The organism is Methylobacterium sp. E-066, assembly GCF_022829635.1.
Classification (GTDB): domain Bacteria; phylum Pseudomonadota; class Alphaproteobacteria; order Rhizobiales; family Beijerinckiaceae; genus Methylobacterium.
This window is the reverse complement of sequence record NZ_JAKSYO010000106.1, coordinates 16583-33417: the sequence shown is the minus strand read 5'-3', so window position 1 is coordinate 33417 and position 16835 is coordinate 16583. Positions and strand designations below refer to the sequence as shown.

At 68.9% G+C, this 16835-nt stretch carries 16 protein-coding genes and 1 tRNA gene; 12 read left to right on the top strand and 5 right to left on the bottom strand.

Going from position 1 to position 16835, the window contains the following annotated elements:
* Positions 1 to 92 precede the first annotated feature (92 nt).
* Positions 93 to 1541, bottom strand: coding sequence for an FAD-binding oxidoreductase (locus MKL20_RS15345; RefSeq protein WP_244037424.1), 1449 nt, complete (start codon positions 1539 to 1541; stop codon positions 93 to 95).
* A 138-nt stretch (positions 1542 to 1679) separates the two neighbouring features.
* Between MKL20_RS15345 and MKL20_RS15340 the strand changes: the two genes are divergently transcribed.
* The 3 genes from MKL20_RS15340 (at position 1680) to MKL20_RS15330 (ending at position 3036) form a co-directional block, all read left to right on the top strand.
* Positions 1680 to 2375 carry a fumarylacetoacetate hydrolase family protein gene (locus tag MKL20_RS15340; protein ID WP_244037390.1) on the top strand — a complete coding sequence of 232 codons (696 nt, stop codon included), beginning with the start codon at positions 1680 to 1682 and terminating at the stop codon, positions 2373 to 2375.
* A gap of 14 nt (positions 2376 to 2389) precedes the next feature.
* Entirely contained in the window at positions 2390 to 2854 is a 465-nt protein-coding gene (locus MKL20_RS15335) for an NUDIX domain-containing protein (protein ID WP_244037389.1), read from the top strand.
* Positions 2855 to 2961: 107 nt separating this feature from the next.
* Positions 2962 to 3036 (top strand) — tRNA-Gly (locus MKL20_RS15330).
* A gap of 211 nt (positions 3037 to 3247) precedes the next feature.
* Here MKL20_RS15330 and MKL20_RS15325 read toward each other — a convergent pair.
* Positions 3248 to 3448 carry a hypothetical protein gene (locus MKL20_RS15325; RefSeq protein ID WP_243966305.1) on the bottom strand — a complete coding sequence of 67 codons (201 nt, stop codon included), beginning with the start codon at positions 3446 to 3448 and terminating at the stop codon, positions 3248 to 3250.
* A 252-nt stretch (positions 3449 to 3700) separates the two neighbouring features.
* Between MKL20_RS15325 and MKL20_RS15320 the strand changes: the two genes are divergently transcribed.
* From MKL20_RS15320 to MKL20_RS15310, 3 genes are all read left to right on the top strand, one after another.
* Positions 3701 to 3943, top strand: a complete 243-nt coding sequence (locus MKL20_RS15320) for a hypothetical protein (RefSeq protein WP_243966303.1) — start codon at positions 3701 to 3703, stop codon at positions 3941 to 3943.
* Between the two features lie 28 nt (positions 3944 to 3971).
* Positions 3972 to 4184, top strand: a complete 213-nt coding sequence (locus MKL20_RS15315) for a hypothetical protein (protein WP_243966301.1) — start codon at positions 3972 to 3974, stop codon at positions 4182 to 4184.
* Positions 4185 to 4263: 79 nt separating this feature from the next.
* On the top strand, positions 4264 to 5544 hold the full coding sequence (locus MKL20_RS15310) for an O-acetylhomoserine aminocarboxypropyltransferase (protein ID WP_244037388.1): 1281 nt from the start codon (positions 4264 to 4266) through the stop codon (positions 5542 to 5544).
* Positions 5545 to 5897: 353 nt separating this feature from the next.
* On the opposite strand, the gene MKL20_RS15305 is transcribed toward MKL20_RS15310, so the two are convergent.
* Positions 5898 to 7685, bottom strand: coding sequence for an acyl-CoA dehydrogenase C-terminal domain-containing protein (locus tag MKL20_RS15305; protein ID WP_244037387.1), 1788 nt, complete (start codon positions 7683 to 7685; stop codon positions 5898 to 5900).
* Positions 7686 to 7978: 293 nt separating this feature from the next.
* Here MKL20_RS15305 and MKL20_RS15300 point away from each other — a divergent pair, with 293 nt between their 5' ends.
* Together MKL20_RS15300 and MKL20_RS15295 are read left to right on the top strand one after the other, a co-directional pair.
* Complete coding sequence (locus MKL20_RS15300) at positions 7979 to 11194, top strand: hypothetical protein (RefSeq protein ID WP_244037386.1); 3216 nt, start codon at positions 7979 to 7981, stop codon at positions 11192 to 11194.
* 451 nt (positions 11195 to 11645) lie between these two features.
* A complete protein-coding gene (locus MKL20_RS15295) occupies positions 11646 to 12083 on the top strand; it encodes a DUF3429 domain-containing protein (protein ID WP_313902724.1) in 438 nt (145 codons plus the stop codon).
* Between the two features lie 132 nt (positions 12084 to 12215).
* Here the strand turns inward: MKL20_RS15295 and MKL20_RS15290 are convergent, their stop codons facing one another.
* Complete coding sequence (locus MKL20_RS15290) at positions 12216 to 12446, bottom strand: hypothetical protein (RefSeq protein WP_244037384.1); 231 nt, start codon at positions 12444 to 12446, stop codon at positions 12216 to 12218.
* 183 nt (positions 12447 to 12629) lie between these two features.
* On the opposite strand from MKL20_RS15290, the gene MKL20_RS15285 reads away from it, so the two are divergent.
* The 4 genes from MKL20_RS15285 (at position 12630) to MKL20_RS15270 (ending at position 15465) form a co-directional block, all read left to right on the top strand.
* Positions 12630 to 13340, top strand: coding sequence for an autoinducer binding domain-containing protein (locus MKL20_RS15285; protein ID WP_244037383.1), 711 nt, complete (start codon positions 12630 to 12632; stop codon positions 13338 to 13340).
* A 258-nt stretch (positions 13341 to 13598) separates the two neighbouring features.
* The gene (locus MKL20_RS15280; protein WP_243966293.1) at positions 13599 to 14222 is read left to right on the top strand and encodes an acyl-homoserine-lactone synthase; all 624 of its coding nucleotides are present in this window, start codon (positions 13599 to 13601) and stop codon (positions 14220 to 14222) included.
* Between the two features lie 14 nt (positions 14223 to 14236).
* The gene (locus tag MKL20_RS15275; RefSeq protein ID WP_244037382.1) at positions 14237 to 14404 is read left to right on the top strand and encodes a hypothetical protein; all 168 of its coding nucleotides are present in this window, start codon (positions 14237 to 14239) and stop codon (positions 14402 to 14404) included.
* Between the two features lie 122 nt (positions 14405 to 14526).
* Positions 14527 to 15465, top strand: coding sequence for a DMT family transporter (locus MKL20_RS15270; protein WP_244037381.1), 939 nt, complete (start codon positions 14527 to 14529; stop codon positions 15463 to 15465).
* Positions 15466 to 15517: 52 nt separating this feature from the next.
* Here the strand turns inward: MKL20_RS15270 and MKL20_RS15265 are convergent, their stop codons facing one another.
* The gene (locus MKL20_RS15265) at positions 15518 to 16732 is read right to left on the bottom strand and encodes an NADP-dependent isocitrate dehydrogenase (RefSeq protein ID WP_244037380.1); all 1215 of its coding nucleotides are present in this window, start codon (positions 16730 to 16732) and stop codon (positions 15518 to 15520) included.
* Positions 16733 to 16835: the final 103 nt, after the last annotated feature.

The following is a 16835-nucleotide window of genomic DNA, read 5'->3' as shown; positions in this document are numbered from 1 at the left end:
CGAAGAATGACCGCTTTCGAAAAGTGCCGAGAGCTGCCCGTGTGACCGAGAGCGGTCGAAACCCGACCCCACAAAGGTTCAGCTTTCGCCCCCTAAGCCAAAGTCGACGGCGTATGATCCGGGCTCGGGAGAACTTTTCCGGGATTCATCAAATTCGCGGGGTCGAGGGCGGCTTTCACCCGCCGCATCAGATCGAGCCCGACCGGATCGCCGTAATGCGCGAGTTCGTCGCGCTTGATCAGGCCGACGCCGTGCTCCGCCGCGATCGAGCCGCCGAGTTCGTGCACGATGTCGTGGACGATCCGGTTGAACCGGCCCCATTCCGCCAGGAACAACGTGCGGTCCAGGGCAGGCGGCTGGGTCAGGTTGAAGTGGATGTTGCCGTCACCGAAATGCCCGAAGCCGCAGGGGCGCAGTCCCGGCATCGCCGCGATGCACGCCGCGCTCGCCCGTTCCAGGAAATCGGGCAGCTTCGAAAGCGGCACCGAGACGTCGTGCTTGATCGAGGCGCCTTCCCGGGTCTGGGCCTCGGGCACGCCCTCGCGCAGGGCCCAGAGCGCGGTGTTCTGGGCGCCGCCGGACCCGATCGTCGCGTCGGCGATCACCCCAGCCTCCAAAGCCTCGCCGAGGGCGGCTTCCAGTTCGGCCCGGGTGTCGGCGTCCGGCCGCGCGGAGGAGACCTCGATCAGAGCGTAGGCCCCGTGCTCGCTTGCCAGCGGTCGGACCGTGCCGGGGACATGCCGCAGCACGATCTCCAGGGCGAAGGGCGGCAGGTACTCGAAGGCCGTGAGGTCGCGATCCATCCGCGCCCGCAGGTTTACGAACAGGTCGAGGGCGGCGCGCGCCGAATCCAGGCCCACGAAGGCGACGCTGGTCGAGCGCTGCCTCGGGAACAGCTTCAGCACCGCTGCGGTGACGATGCCCAGCGTCCCCTCGGAGCCGATGAACAGCTGCTTGAGGTCGTAGCCGGCATTGTCCTTCCGGAGCGCCCGCAGCCCGTTCCAGACCCGCCCGTCGGCCAGCACCACCTCCAGCCCGAGGACGAGATCCCGGGCGTTGCCGTAGGCCAGCACTGCGATGCCGCCGGCATTGGTGGCGATGCCGCCACCGATCCGGGCCGAGCCCCGCGACGCATAGGAGAGCGGGAACAGCAGGCCGGCCCGCTCGGCCGCATCCTGCACCTCCGAGAGGATCATCCCGGCCTCGACCGTGATCGTGGAATCCACCGGATCGACCGCGCGCAGGCGGTTCATCCGCTCCAGCGACAGGACCACGCCGCCCTGCGGGATGCCGGCGCCGGTGAGCCCAGTATTGCCGCCCAGCGGCACCACCGCGATGCCGGCCTGGGTGCAGGCCCGGACCGCGAACGCGACCTCCTCGGTGCTGCCAGGCCGCAGCACCGCGAGCGCCGAGCCGGTGAACAGCTTGCGGCTCTCGACCAGGTAGGGGGCGAGGTCCTCCGGTTCCGTCAGAACGTGCCGCGCGCCGAGCCAATCGCGCAGGGCGCTGAGCAGCGTATCGTGGGTGAGGGCTGGGGGCATCATCGGCAAAATTTTGTAGACCAGGGCGTGGGCCTTGCAAGCGCCGGGATGGCGCAGGCCCCTGCACGCCTTACAACCCTTATCCACGCCCGGGACGGCCAAGCGCCCGGATCAGGGCGCCCCACCGCAGAGGTTGCGATGCTCTCCGTCATCCAGAACCCGCCCCGCATCGCCCTGCCGATCGCCGGCAGCAGCGACCTGTTCCCCGTGCGCCGCGTCTACTGCGTCGGGCGCAACTACGCCGCCCATGCCCGCGAGATGGGGGCCGATCCCGACCGGGAGCCGCCGTTCTTCTTCATGAAGCCGGCCGATGCCCTGCAGATCGTCGGCGCCGAGCCGACGCCCCATACCTACCCACCGAAGACCGAGAACTACCATTTCGAGGTCGAGCTGGTGGCCGCGCTCGCCGGCGGCGGCAGCGACATCCCGGTGGAATCGGCCCTCGACCACGTCTACGGCTACGCGATCGGCCTCGACATGACCCGGCGCGACCTCCAGGACGAGGCCAAGAAGCTGTCGCGGCCCTGGGATCTCGGCAAGGCGGCCGACGGGTCCGGGCCGATCGGCGCGCTGTATCCGGCCTCGGCGATCGGCCATCCTGCCAAGGGGTCGATCACGCTGGCCGTGAACGGCGACATCCGCCAGCGGGGCGACCTCGCCGACATGATCTGGTCCGTCGCCGAGCAAGTCGCCTACTTGTCGACCTACTTCACCCTGCAGCCCGGGGACCTGATCTTCACCGGCACGCCGTCGGGCGTCGGCCCGGTGCGGCGCGGCGAGCGCATGGTTGCGGCGATCGCCGGCCTGGGTGAGATCACCCTCGACGTCGTCTGACCGCGTCCCAAAAAATGCTCCTCGACCGGCCGTTCCTGCGGCGCCTGTTCCACCTCGGGGCGCTCGCGTCCCGGGGCATGACGCTCGGCGTGCGCGGCGTCGCCCTCGACGCGGAAGGCCGCGTCGCCCTGGTCCGCCACACCTATGTCAGCGGCTGGCACCTGCCCGGCGGCGGCGTCGAGCGCGGCGAGACTGCCGCCGCCGCCATGGAGCGCGAGTTCCGTGAGGAGGCGGAGATCGTCGCCGAGGCGCCGCTGCGGCTCCACGGGCTCTACCGGAACGCCGGGGCCGCGCCCCGGGACCATGTCGCGGTGTTCGTGCTGCCGGCCTTCGCGGTGCTGCGGGCCAAGGCCCCCGACCGGGAGATCGCCGCCGTCGGGTTCTTCCCGGCCGACGCGCTCCCCGAGGGCACCACCCGGGCGACCGTGGCCCGGCTCCGGGAGATCCGCCAAGGGCTCCCGCCCGACCCCGACTGGTGAATCGACACGAACCGCGAAAGAGACGCTTGCGTCGCCCGGCGGAATGGTGTTTAGAGAGCGCCGCCGGGGCCGCCGGCACGCAAGTCCAGGCGGCCAGGCACTAGTGAGCGGGTGTAGCTCAGGGGTAGAGCACAACCTTGCCAAGGTTGGGGTCGAGGGTTCGAATCCCTTCGCCCGCTCCAGTTTTCCAACTCCCAACCAGATCTTCGCAAAACGCCCTCACGGGCGTTTTTTGCTTTTTGAGCCTTCGTTTGCCGATGACGAACTGCTTCGCTCAACGCGCCGAACGGCCGGGCGGCAATGCGTTCGGAGAAAGCTGGGATCGTCGGCTTGGCCGAACGGAAATCGTCAGCCCGCCGGCATGTCCGGAAAGATCCAACGCAGATGGTGGGCTCAGCCCCGCATCCCATCCGCGAAATGTTCGCGGATCCAGCATTCCCCGGAGATGCGGGCGCCGTTCTGCGTCACGAACGCGTAGGGCGAGTGCTCCACCACCGCGCCACCGCCGGCCCGGATGATCCAGCGAAAGCACCGCGGATCGCTCGCGCAGGGAATGACTTCGACGCTGTGCGCGGGTATCAGATCGATCGACATGGTGGATTAACGTGCCACGTCGGATTTCCGCTCCAACACATCGCGCCGCGCGGTTACTTAAGTGTGCAATCGCACGCTCGTAGAAATTGCATCGACTAATCGAAGACGGTGAAGACCTGATCGGCGCGGCGGTTCGACCAGACGGTGGCGCGCAGATGCAACCCGCCGTTTCTTGACGTGGCACAGAGACTTGCAAGACCGCCCGCGACCTCTTCCGTGGGCGCCGCCCGATTCCGCACCAAAGGACACGGCATGCCGATCAAGGCGCTCAACGACCGCAAGAAGCTGTCGAGCGATTTCAACGAGGCCAACGACGCCTTCATCGACGAGGTGCTGAAAGCCCTCCAGGCGGGCCAGATTCCGATGGATCTCGCCCGCGCCTACCTCGCGCATCCGGTCGCGATGATGCACACGGATGGCGCGCAGGCGGTGGCCAACTATTTCGACCGGATGCTGGCGCAACGGCCGAACATCGACTGGACGCCCGGCGACTGACCGGCCCGGGGCTGGAAAAGGATAGCGGATGACTGTGGACGAGGTCGAAGACCTGAAGCGCGCGCGCGGTGCCCTGGCGCGGCAGCGGAACGCCATCGCCAAGCGGCTGGGCGGAATCGACGTCGCCCCAATTTCCATGGCCGAGGACCTGACCCGGACCCTGCTGGCGATCGAGGCCGTCGATCGCGCCCTGGTCGATGCCGGGCAACCGCACGTCGATATCAGCGCCTCGCACGACTAGCGCGACGGCGCTCGGCAAACCTTGCGCGCCGCTCCCGGGCGGGCATACAGGCGAGACGGTGCGAGGAGGAGACCCGACGATGACCGACCGCCTGCCCGGCTTCAACACGCTGGCGATCCATGCCGGCGCCGCGCCCGATGCGAGCACCGGCGCACGGGCCACCCCGATCTACCAGACCACGAGCTTCGTGTTCGACGATGTCGACCACGCCGCCTCGCTGTTCGGGCTCCAGGCCTTCGGCAACATCTACTCGCGGATCACCAACCCGACCAACGCCGTGCTGGAGGAGCGCATCGCCGCGCTCGAAGGCGGCACCGCGGCGCTCGCCGTGGCCTCGGGCCATGCCGCCGAGTTCCTGACCATGCACGCTTTGATGCAGCCGGGGGACGAGTTCGTCGCCTCCAACAAGCTGTATGGCGGGTCGATCAACCAGTTCAACCACTCGTACAAGAACTTCGGCTGGTCGGTGGCCTGGGCCGACAACGACGATCCGGCCTCGTTCGAGGCCGCGATCACGCCGCGCACCAAGGCGATTTTCTGTGAATCCATCGCCAATCCGGGTGGCGTGATCACCGACATCAAGGCGCTGTCTGATGTCGCAAAAAAGCACAACATCCCGCTCGTCGTCGACAACACCATGGCGACGCCGTACCTGATCCGGCCGTTCGAGCACGGGGCCGACATCGTCGTGCACTCGGCCACCAAGTTTTTGGGCGGCCACGGCAATTCGATCGGCGGCCTGATTGTCGATGGCGGCTCGTTCCAGTGGGCCGGCGACGCCCGCTACCCGATGATGAGCCAGCCGCGGCCGGAATATTCCGGCATGGTTCTGGCCGAGACCTTCGGCAATTTCGGCTTCGCCATCGCGTGCCGGGTGCTCGGCCTGCGCGATCTCGGGCCGTCCCTGTCGCCGTTCAACGCCTTCCTGATCCTCAACGGCATCGAGACCCTGCCGCTGCGGATGCAGCGCCATTCCGACAACGCCCTGGTGGTGGCCAAACACTTGGCGCAGCACGAGGCCGTGGCCTGGGTGAGCTATCCGGGCCTCGAGACCGACCGCTATCACGCGCTGGCAAAGCGCTACACGCCCAACGGCGCCGGCGCGGTCTTCACCTTCGGGTTGAAGGGCGGCTACGAGGCCGGGGTGAAGCTGGTCTCGAACCTGCAGCTGTTCTCGCACCTGGCCAATATCGGCGACACCCGCTCGCTGGTGATCCACCCCGCCTCGACCACGCACCGCCAGCTCACCGACGACCAGAAATCCGCCGCCGGGGCGGGGCCGGAAGTGGTGCGGCTGTCGATCGGGCTGGAGGATCCGGCGGATCTGATCGAGGATCTGGACGGCGCGCTGGGGGCTTAAGAGCGGCCTTCCCGCTGTCGAGCGTGATCAGGGCGGCTGTCTCCCGCAGCATTTTGGGGACTGCTCGTAGCGATCCCGTCATTGCGAGCGCAGCGAAGCAACCTAGGGATTCGCTACGTTCTGGGACCGTGCGCTACCCTGGTTGCTTCGCTGCGCTCGCAATGACGACGTGGGGTGATCGGCTGAATGGTCTGGCCGGAAATCGCGTAACTCGCGATTTCCCGCCTGCGCCTTTTCTTTGGGACGCGCTCGCAAAGCAGGACGCCTTCAGAAGCTCAGCGAGCGCTGGAGACGTTCTTCGAGGTCGCTTCGCACCGCCTCAGGATGCGATGAATGGGTAGGGTAGCCCAGGCCTAAAAAACCTCGTCCGCCAGCGCCATCGTGGTCTCCGCCCCGGCCTTGATACGCGCGAGACGCAGGCTCGTCTCCGGCAGCATCCGCTCCATGAAGAACCGGCCGGTGGTGAGCTTGGCCTCCCAGCGGGGGGCGGCCTCCTCGGCGTTGCGGGCCTGGGCCGCCTTGGCGATCCGCGCCCACATGTAGCCGAGCGCCACGAGACCGAAGAGGTGCATGAACTCGGTGGCACCAGCGCCGGCATTGTCGGGCTTCGAGAAGGCGTTCTGCATCAGCCACATCACGGCGCCTTGGAGATCGTTCAGCCCGGCCTGGAGCGGCTGGGTGAACGGCGCCATCGCGGGGTCCTCGCCGTGGTCCTTCAGGAAAGTCTGGACCTCGCCCAGGAAGGCCATCATCGCCCGGCCGCCGTCCTTGGGCAGCTTGCGGCCGATCAGGTCCATGGCCTGGATGCCGTTGGCGCCCTCGTAGATCATGGCGATGCGGGCATCGCGCACGAACTGCGACATGCCCCATTCCTCGATATAGCCATGGCCGCCGAACAGCTGCTGCGCCTCGACCGCATTGGCGAAGCCGCGGTCGGTCAGCACGCCCTTCACCACCGGGGTCAGCAGGCCGAGATGGTCGTCGGCAGTCTGGCGCTCCTTGGAATCTTCCGAGCGGTGCAGGATGTCGGCCTGGAGGGCGGTCCAGAGCATCAGGGCCCGGGCGGCCTCGTTGAAGGCACGGATCTGCATCAGGGTGCGGCGGACATCCGGGTGGACCAGGATCGGGTCGGCCGCCTTGTCGGGCGCCTTGGCGCCGGTCAGCGCCCGGCCCTGGAGCCGCTCCTTCGCGTAGGCGACGGCGTTCTGATAGGCGACCTCGGACTGGCCGAGCCCCTGGACGCCGACGGCGAGCCGCGCCTCGTTCATCATCACGAACATGGCGTTGAGGCCGCGATTCTCCTGGCCGACCAGCCAGCCCGTCGCGCCGTCGTAGTTCATCACGCAGGTACTGTTCCCGTGGATGCCCATCTTGTGCTCGAGGGAGCCGCAGGACACGCCGTTGCGGGCGCCCAGCGAGCCGTCCGGGTTCACCAGGAACTTCGGCACCACGAACAGGGAGATGCCCTTGGTCCCGGCCGGCGCCCCCTCGATCCGGGCGATGACCAAGTGGATGATGTTCTCGGCGAGGTCGTGCTCGCCGGCTGAGATGAAGATCTTGGTGCCGGTGAGGCTGTAGGAGCCGTCGCCGTTCGGAACCGCCTTGGTCTTCAGGAGCCCGAGATCCGTGCCGCAATGCGGCTCGGTCAGGTTCATGGTGCCGGTCCAGGCGCCCTCGACCATTTTTGGGAGATAAAGCGCCTTCTGCGCCTCGGTGCCGTGGACCAAGAGCGCGGCCATCGCGCCCTGGGTCAGGCCCGGATACATTCCGAGGGCGAGGTTCGCGCCCGAGGCGAATTCCTGCATCGCGGTGTTGACGGTGTGGGGCAGACCCTGGCCGCCGAATTCCTCCGGGACCGCGAGGCCCATCCAGCCGCCTTTCGCGTAGGCGTCGTAGGCCGCCTTGAAGCCCGTGGGCGTCCGAACGCTGCCGTCCGGCTCGCGGCGGCAGCCTTCGAGGTCGCCGGCCCGATTCACCGGGGCAAGAACTTCCTCGGCGAGTTTCGCGCCCTCGCGCAGGACCGCCTCGACCACGTCCGGGGAGGCATCGGCGAATCCGGCGAGATTGTCCCGGCTATGGAAGCCTAGGACATCGTTGAGGAGGAACAGCGTGTCGTCGACCGGGGCGCGGTAGTGCGGCATGAATTGGTTCCCCCTCGCTCAGGCTGAGCGCCACCATCGGCCCGCCCGTTTCCCAGCATCTAAGCGCGCCGCCGCATCCGGAGCAACGGTTCTGCCGTCGCGGATGCGGGATCTGTCAGGGGCATGCACGCGAGCGCCGAAGATTACTGGGTCAAGCTCGCCTTAACCGTGTGTTTACCAAGAAAGTTAAAGGTCCCCTCGAACGATCCGGCACCCGCGTTCCGTGGATACCGTCTCTCGGTCCCGCCCCGCGAACAGGATCAACGCCGAACGCTGCCGACGACAGGCCTCCGATGACCCGCAACGCCATGCCGCAGCTCGACAGTTTCGACCCGGAGGTGCTCGACGCCGCCCGGGATGTCGCGGCGCGAGCGGGCGTCCCGCTCGAGACCTGGATCGCCTCCGTGGTGCCGCAGCAGCAGGGCCTCCAGGGCAACCGACGCCAGCGCCGCCGCCAACGGGCCGAGCAGGCCGCCCGCCCGGAGAGCCGGCACGAGATCAACCAGCACGACGATCACGTCGCGCACGGCAGTTCCCCATTCGAGCGGCCGACCGAGAGCCGGCACGAGCAGAGCCCCGAATCCTACGGCCAGGGTTTCGCAGCTCTGATGAGCCGAATCGATGGCCTCAACCGCACGCTCGATGAGGAGCGGCGCCTCGCCCAGGAATCCGAGGCTCGGCGCCTGGCCGAGATCGAGACCCGGATCGAGCGGGCCCTGAAGGCGACGCCGGTCCAGCAGGTGACCGAGCGGCTCGGCGACATCGAGCGGCGGATGTCCCAGCTCGGCGAGCAATTCGCCTCCGGGCGCCCGGCTGGCCGCCGCGGCCGGCCGGACGTGGCCGAGATCCGCAACGCCGTCCAGGATATCCGCCAGCGCCAGCGCGAGCTCTCGGAAGGCGTCGGCGAGCGTGCGCTCGCGGCCGGTCAGTCGGACGGCGGCGTCGTAGCCAGCATGCGCATGGACCTCGCCCGCCGCCTGGAGGCGCGGGTCGAGGAGATGGCGGGACCGTCCGCCGCCGTGTCCGAGTTGCAGCGCGAGACGATGCGCCTGCGCGAGGCGATCAACCAGCTGGCGACCAGCCGGGATGTCGGCGCCCTCGAACAGGCGGTAAACTCCCTCGCCCACGGCATCCAACGGGCACAGGTCGGCACCGATCTCGCCGCCATTGCCGCCCCGATCGAGGAGGTCCGAGCCCAGGTCGAGCGCCTGGCCGAGGAGGTCGCCGAGAACGTCCATACCCGCGTCGCCGACGACGTGCGCCGCCTGGCCGAGCGTCTCGACAGCGTCGCCGCGACCGGACAGGCCGGTTCGGACGGTCACACCCTGGCCGGCCTGTTCGCGGAACTCGAAGAGATCCGCCGCTTGATCGGAGCCCTGGCCGGGCCGGAGCGCATCCAGGGCTTGGCGAACAGCCTCCAGGCCGTGAGCGCCCAGATCGCGCAGCTGCAGCGGATGGGCAGCGACGCGAGCCTGCGCCCGCTCCTGGAGGAGATCCGCAGCGACGTGCGCACTGCCGCGCCGGCCGCCATCGCCGAGCAGATCCAGACGCTGGCCGACAAGGTCGACGGCCTCTACACCCGCGACCAGCGGTACGATCGCGCCGGGGCGCCGGATGCGGCCCAGTCCGGCGACATGGCCTCCATCCACGCGATGCTGCGCAGCCTCGTGGAGAAGGTCGATCAGGTCGGCAGCCGCTCGGAATACGAGGGTCTCGACGCCCTGGAGAAGCAGGTCGTCTCGCTGGCGGGCCGGCTCGATGCACCCCGCGGCGGCGACCCGGCCCTGGCCGGCCTCGGGCGGACCATGGACGACCTGCTGCAGCAGGTCGCGGCTCTGCGCGAATCGGCGCCCAGCGAGGCCGCGGTCGAGCGCGCCACGCGCAACGCCGTCGCTCAGACCCTGAAGGGATCCAGCATCCCGAGCGCCGATCTCGGCGAGATCGGGCTCCTGCGGGCGAGCCTTGCCGACATGCAGGCGCGGCAGATCGCGTCGGACCAGCGTCTCGGCGCCACCCTGGAGGGTGTCCAGTCCGCCCTGGAACGCCTGGTCAACCGGCTCGGCCCGGCCGAATCGGCAAATGCACGGGTGCCGTCCCTCGACGAGCGCCTGATGACCACGACGAGCCCGGAGATCGCCCGCGGCGTCGGCTCCGAGGCCTCGCGCCTGGCCGACGACCTGCTGGAGCCCGGCAGCGGACGGCCGGGACGCGAGCCGCGCCCGGCGCGCGAGACCACGGCCCGCCGGGCCACGCGGGACCGTTCGGCCGAGCCGCAGCGCGGCCGCCCGGCACCGGACGCCGGCGGCGAGACGGACATCAAGACCAGCTTCATCGCGGCGGCCCGGCGCGCCGCCCAGGCCGCCCAGGCGGAACTCGCCGCGGAAGCGCCGGCCGATCGCCGCGACCTGCGCGCCAACCGGGCCGAGAGCGAGCCGGCGGCGTCGGGGGAGAGCCGCTTCGAGCGCCTGCGCGCCGAGATCAACCGCCGCCGCCGGCCGCTGCTGCTCGGGCTCGCCGCCATCGTTCTGGCGCTCGGCGCACTCCAGGCGATCAGCCTGCGCGCGCCCGAGGAGGCGCCCCGCACGGTCCAGACCTCCCAGGTCGCTCCGGCGCGCGCCGAGCCCGCCCGCGAGTCGCGCCAGGAGGCCGCCCCCGAGGCGCCGGCACCCAAGGCGCCGATCGCCGATCCGGTTACCACGCAAGCTCTGCCGACCCCGCTTCCTGCCGAGCCGCGGCCCGCCACCATCAAGGCTGCGGTGCCCCAGATCTCGGGCATGAACACGATGCAGGCGGATCTCGGCACCCTGCCGCCGGCGCTGGCCAAGGTGAAGCAAGCGGCTCTGGACGGCGACGGGGCGGCGATCTGGGATCTGGCGACCCGCGAGGCGGATGGCCGCGGCATGCCGCGCGACCTGTCCGTGGCGGCGAAGCTGTTCGAGAAGCTGGCGACGGCCGGCTACGCCCCGGCCCAGTACAAGCTCGCCGGCCATTACGAGAAGGGCTCGGGCCTTGTCCGCGACCTCGACAAGGCGAAGCTCTGGTACGGCCGCGCCGCGGAGCAGGGCCATGCCCGCTCGATGCACAATCTGGCGGTGCTCTACGCCGAGAACCCCGCCGCCAACGGCAAGCCCGATTTCGCTTCGGCGGCCTCGTGGTTCCGGCAGGGCGCCGAGTTCGGCGTCCGCGACAGCCAGTACAACCTGGCGGTGCTCTACGCCCGTGGCCTCGGCCTGACGCAGGATCTGGTGCAATCCTACGCGTGGTTCTCGGCCGCCGCCGCCCAGGGCGACGACGACGCCGCCAAGAAGCGAGACGACGTGGCGAACAAGCTGAATCCCGCCGACCTCGCCAGCGCGAAGACCCTTGCGGCGACCTTCAAGCCGCGCAAGATCGATCTGGCGGTCAACGAGCCGCCTGCCCCGAAGGAGGGCATCACGGCGCCGATGTCGCTCCTCGGCGCCCCGACGCCGAGCCCGACCAGCTTCACCGCGCCGTCGCGCAAATCGTAACGGTTGCCGACGGCGGTTCGAGCATCACCACGGTAGAGGACAGGGTCTGGCGTCGTCTTGATCGGCGCTTGTCCAACCCACCCCCCTCATCCTGAGGTGGCGACGCGCAGCGGCGCCCTCGAAGGAGCCCTCCAGGAATCGCGCGCAGACTGGAAGGCTCCTTCGAGGCTCGCTTCGCTCAAACCTCAGGATGAGGGGGGGGGGTGGGATGATCGTCGATTAGGACCGGACCGATGGTTGTGTCCGCTCACCCGACCGCCCTGCCAAGGCAGCGTCGCGTACAATAAAGCAGCACTCCGAAAGCCGGCAAACCGTTTGACGTCCTGCTCTCTTTTGCCGCCCCGATCCCAGCTTGACCGCTCTGCCGCGATGCGGGATCGCTCCATGTGGGCGTTACGCGCCTGCCTTGAAGGTGGCGTAGCCGCTGCCGGTACGGCGGCTCGGAGGATGGATGGCGCACCGGAACCCTGTCCCGATGAGCGCGCTCGTGCTCGGCGTGGCCGGCCTCATCCCGTTCCTGGGCTTCGCGGCGCTTGCGGTCTCGGGCTCGGACGGGGGTCTGAGCAGCATCGGCCTGTCGCCGCGGACGATCCTGTCGGCCTACGGGGCGGTGATCGCGTCGTTCCTGGGCGGCATCCGCTGGGGGGCGGCCGCGGCTCGCAATACTGGCAACGGCGATTACGTCATCGCGATCGTGCCGTCCCTGGTGGCCTGGGCGGCGATGGCCGCTCCGGCACCCTGGGACCTGCGCGTGCTCGGCGCCCTGGTGCTGGCCTGGGGCCTGGTCGACCAGGACTTGACCCGCCGCGGCCTCGTACCACTCTGGCTCGGCCGCCTGCGGCTCGTCCTGTCCGGCGTCGCCGGGGCCGCGTTGCTCGTGGCGGCCTGAACATCGACTGGTTTTCTCGGGCGGCGCCGCAGGCGGGTGCGGATGATGACGTGCATCCGGCGGTGGGATCGCTCACCCGCTTGGCTGGCGTGTTCCGACCAGGCGGTGCCGGCTTCCGGACGTGGCCAGGCGTCAGCGATCGCTCGCCATCTCGCGGAGCAGCTTCAGCACGGCGCCGCGGCGGGTCGGTGATTTGATCGCGCGGAACAGGGATGCGACCTCGTCACAGTCCGAGGCGCTCGCGCCCGAGACATCGACCGGCAGGGTCTCGACGCGGAAGAAGTAGGACGCCGGCACGTCCAGGGTCACGGCAATGCGCTCGAGCAGGTAGCGCGTCGTCGGAGGGGTCTCGTCGTCGATCATTGGCTCGCAGCTCGCACCCGATCCGCTTCCCGCATCGACGTCGAAGAGACCCCGGCCGCGGGAGAGAATTCTTCTGCAACCTATCGCCGAAGCGCCGCAGATGCCATCCTCAGGTTGTGGTGGTCTGCGATTTGTCGCGCTACGTGCAAAAACCCCGGGGCGAGCATGCCGCAAGCGAGGCATTTGGATAGAACCTTCAACATCTTACGCGATCTCGACCGCGCCGCGACGCCGGACGAGATTGCTCGCCTGCTGGTCGCCGCCTTCGGGCGCTACGGGATTTCCTACGTCATGGCCGGCATCGTGCCGGAGCCCAACCTGCCGGCCCGGCGCCACGCCGGCTACGTTCTGGCCAGCACGATGCCGGAGGAATGGGGCCGCCGTTACGTCACCCGTGGCTACGCCGTGCACGACCCGACGGTTCGCCGGCTCTGCACCAGCGCCACGCCGTTCGATTGGAGCGCCGTGCAGCCCGACACGCCGGCGGCCGGCCGCGTGATGAACGAGGCCACCGAGTTCGGCATCCGGGCCGGGTTGACGATCCCGTTCGTCACCCTCGACGGCGAGCCGGGCGGGATCAGCTTCTCCGGCGAAGCGATCGAGATCGAGGCGGCCGACCGCATCGCGGTCAATCTGGTGGCGACCTACGCGGTCGGGCAGCTGCTTCTGATGAACAGTCGTCCGGTGCCCGGCGAGCCGGTGCGCCTGTCGCCCCGGGAGCGCGAGACCCTGCAATGGGCCGCCGAGGGCAAGACCGACGCGGAGATCGGGCTTGTGATGGGCATCACCGCCTCGGGCGTCGATTTCCACCTGCGCTCGGCCCGTACGAAGCTCGACACGGTCAACAAGGCGCACACCGTGGCGCAGGCGTTGCGGGCCGGTCTGATCACCTAGCGCATCATCCCGAAGGCTGGTTTCCGACGTTCGGAAAAGATGATGCAAAACTGAAGACCTCGCGCATCCTCCTGGTTCTGATGTCCAGGACGATGCGCGAGGCACGACACCGTCTCGGCAGGCCCCCGCACGCGGTCCAGCACCAAAATCCAAGGTTGCGCTGGCCATGGCCAGCACACGCAAACCCTACGGTTTTACGTAGTACAAACTTCGGTCCGGACGCGGGACACTCACGCCATAGAGACGTGAGGTTGTTCCATGATCCATGTGGTCACCCCCGCCAACGCGCTGCGATATGCCGGCGCGATGGAGCAGGCTTGGCGCCTGCGGCACGAAATCTTTGTCGAGGAGAAGGGCTGGACGGATCTGGCCCGGCCGGACGGGCGAGAGATCGACCAGTTCGACACGGCCCACGCGGTGCACTTCCTGGCGATGGAGGGCGATAGGGTCATCGGCTACAGCCGCCTCCTGCCGACCACGCGCCCGCATCTCCTGTCCGACGTCTATCCGGAGCTCTGCGAAGGCGAACGTCCCGCCGGCCCGCATCTCTGGGAATGGACCCGACAGGGCGTCGCCCGCTCGCATCGTGCCCGGGGCCGGGTGGTCAATCCGGTCTCGATCGCGCTGCTCACCGGCATCGTCGAATGGGGCATGGCGCACGGGCTCACCGGCCTGCTGCTGCAGATGCCGACGCTGTACATGATCCACGTCATCCAGCTGCATTTCCGCGCCCAGCCGCTGGGCCTGCCGGTCCAGATCGGCGGCGAGGAGATCATGGCGGCGACCGCCGCCTTCGACGACCGCACCCTGGCACGCCTCCGCACGGTCCACGGCGACAGCCGGTCCGTCCTCGTGTCCGAGCCGGCCTACCTGGCCGCCTGATGAAAAGCCCCGACATGAACGATGCCCCTTTGGATGCCCTCGCGGCGCAGTGCCTTTCGGTCCGCGACCTGATCGATTCGGTTGGCGATCCGCTGATGCGGGCCGCCATCGACCTGCTGCTGATGGAGGTCGGCAGGGCCCTCGCGGAGACCTCGTCGTCGGACGGCCAAGGCGAGGCCTGATCCGGAAGCGCTTCGAGGTCGGCTCGGACCTCCGGGCTGTCATGCCGTCTCGACGCTTGACCGTCTGGGGAGACGGCGTCAGTTCGGGCGGGTCGATCTCACCAGCGGTACGGCAGCCGAAGATGTCTGACGCGCCGCTCGTCGACGCAGCCCCGCGACGCGAGGCCGGTTCGAGCCGGATCCTCGCCTTCACCGCCATGGCGTTCATCTGGGGGGCCGGCTGGCTCCCCACGAAGCTCGCCATGGAGGTCCTGCCGCCGATCTTCTTCGCCTGCCTCCGCTTCAGCTTCGCGGCGCTGGGGTTTCTCGTGATGGCGCGGCTGCGCGGCTTCACGCTGCGGGTCGAGCGACCGGCGCGCGTCCTGGCGGCCTCGATGCTGATCACCACGGCCTGCTACGCCCTGGTGTTCTGGGGGCTGGCCCAGGCCCCGAGCGGGCTCGCCGCGGTGGTCAACCTGGGACTGATGCCGATCTTCTTGATCGGCATCGGAGCGGCCTACGGACAGGAGCCGATCACCCCGCGCAGGATTGCCGCCATCGTCCTCGGACTCGCGGGCCTCGCGCTGTTGTTCTCCGGCCGCCTCGGCGGGGGCGGGGAGGGCGGGCAGGCCGCCCTCGGCCTCGGGGCGGTGGCCCTTGGCACGTTCGCCTATGCCTGGGGTACCGTGATCAGCCGACCCCTGGTGCGCGTGACCCCGCCGGCCGTGCTGGCGTTCTGGCAATCCGGCCTCGGCACGCTGGGCCTGATCCCGATCTGCCTCGCTGTAGAGGGCTGGGATCCCGGCCGCTTCGCCGCCATCGGCGATCCCCGCGTCCTGCAGGGTCTCGCCGTCATGGTCGGCGGCGGATCGCTGATCGCCTTCCCGATCTTCCTGATGCTGCTGCGCGATTGGGGCGCGTTCCGGGCCGGACTCTACGCCTTCGTCAGCCCGGTGATCGCCGTGCTGGTCGGCTACGCCTTCGCCGGGGAGCGCATCGATGCGGCCGAGGCCGTCGGGATGGCGGTGACGCTGGCCGCGACCGCCCTGGCGCTCAGCCGGCCGCGCCGGACCACGACATGAAGACGGCGGACGCCCGGGGGCGCCCGCCGCTGAACGTGACCGGAAGAACAGCTCAGACGCCCATCGCCGTCTTCAGGTTCTGATCGACCTTGTCGAGGAAGCCCGTGGTCGAGAGCCACTTCTGCTCGGGGCCGACCAGAAGCGCGAGGTCCTTGGTCATGTGCCCGGCCTCGACGGTATCGACGCAGACCTTCTCCAGCGTCGCCGAGAACTTCGCCAGATCGTCGTTGCCGTCGAGCTTGGCCCGGTGCGACAGGCCGCGGGTCCAGGCGAAGATCGAGGCGATCGAGTTGGTCGAGGTCTCGCGGCCCTTCTGGTGCTCGCGGTAGTGGCGGGTGACGGTGCCGTGGGCGGCCTCGGCCTCGACGGTCTGGCCGTCCGGGGTCATCAGCACCGAGGTCATCAGGCCGAGCGAGCCAAAGCCCTGCGCGGCGGTGTCCGACTGCACGTCGCCGTCGTAGTTCTTGCAGGCCCAGACGTAGCCGCCCGACCATTTCAGGCAGGAGGCGACCATGTCGTCGATCAGGCGGTGCTCGTAAGTGATCCCGAGCGGCTTGAACTTGGCCTCGAACTCCTCCTCGTAGACCTTCTGGAACAGGTCCTTGAACCGGCCGTCATAGGCCTTGAGGATGGTGTTCTTGGTCGACAGGTAGACCGGGTACTTGCGGGCCAGACCGTAGTTCAGCGAGGCACGGGCGAAGTCGATGATCGACTGGTCGAGGTTGTACATCGACATCGCGACGCCGGCGTCCGGGAACTTGAACACCTCCTTCTCGATGACGGTGCCGTCGTCGCCCTCGAACTTGATGGTCAGGCGCCCCTTGCCGGGCACCTTGAAGTCGGTGGCGCGGTACTGGTCGCCGTAGGCGTGGCGGCCGATCACGAAGGGCTGGGTCCAGCCGGGCACGAGCCGCGGCACGTTCTTGCAGATGATCGGCTCGCGGAAGATGACGCCGCCCAGGATGTTGCGGATCGTGCCGTTGGGCGAGCGCCACATCTCCTTGAGGTTGAACTCCTTCACCCGCTGCTCGTCGGGGGTGATGGTGGCGCATTTCACGCCGACGCCGTGGCGCTTGATCGCCTCGGCGGCGTCGACCGTGACCTTGTCGCCGGTGGCGTCGCGGTGCTCGACGCCGAGGTCGTAATACTCGAGGTCGACGTCGAGATAGGGGTGGATGAGCTTGTTCTTGATCTCGGCCCAGATGATCCGGGTCATCTCGTCGCCGTCGAGTTCAACGACGGGGTTCGCTACCTTGATCTTCGCCATGGACCGATGCCTTCTCCCGTTGTCCCCGCGCACGGCATGCAAGGGCCGTGCGGTCGCCCGCCCGAATATCGACCGGGTCCGTATCGCCCCGGCGACATAGCGC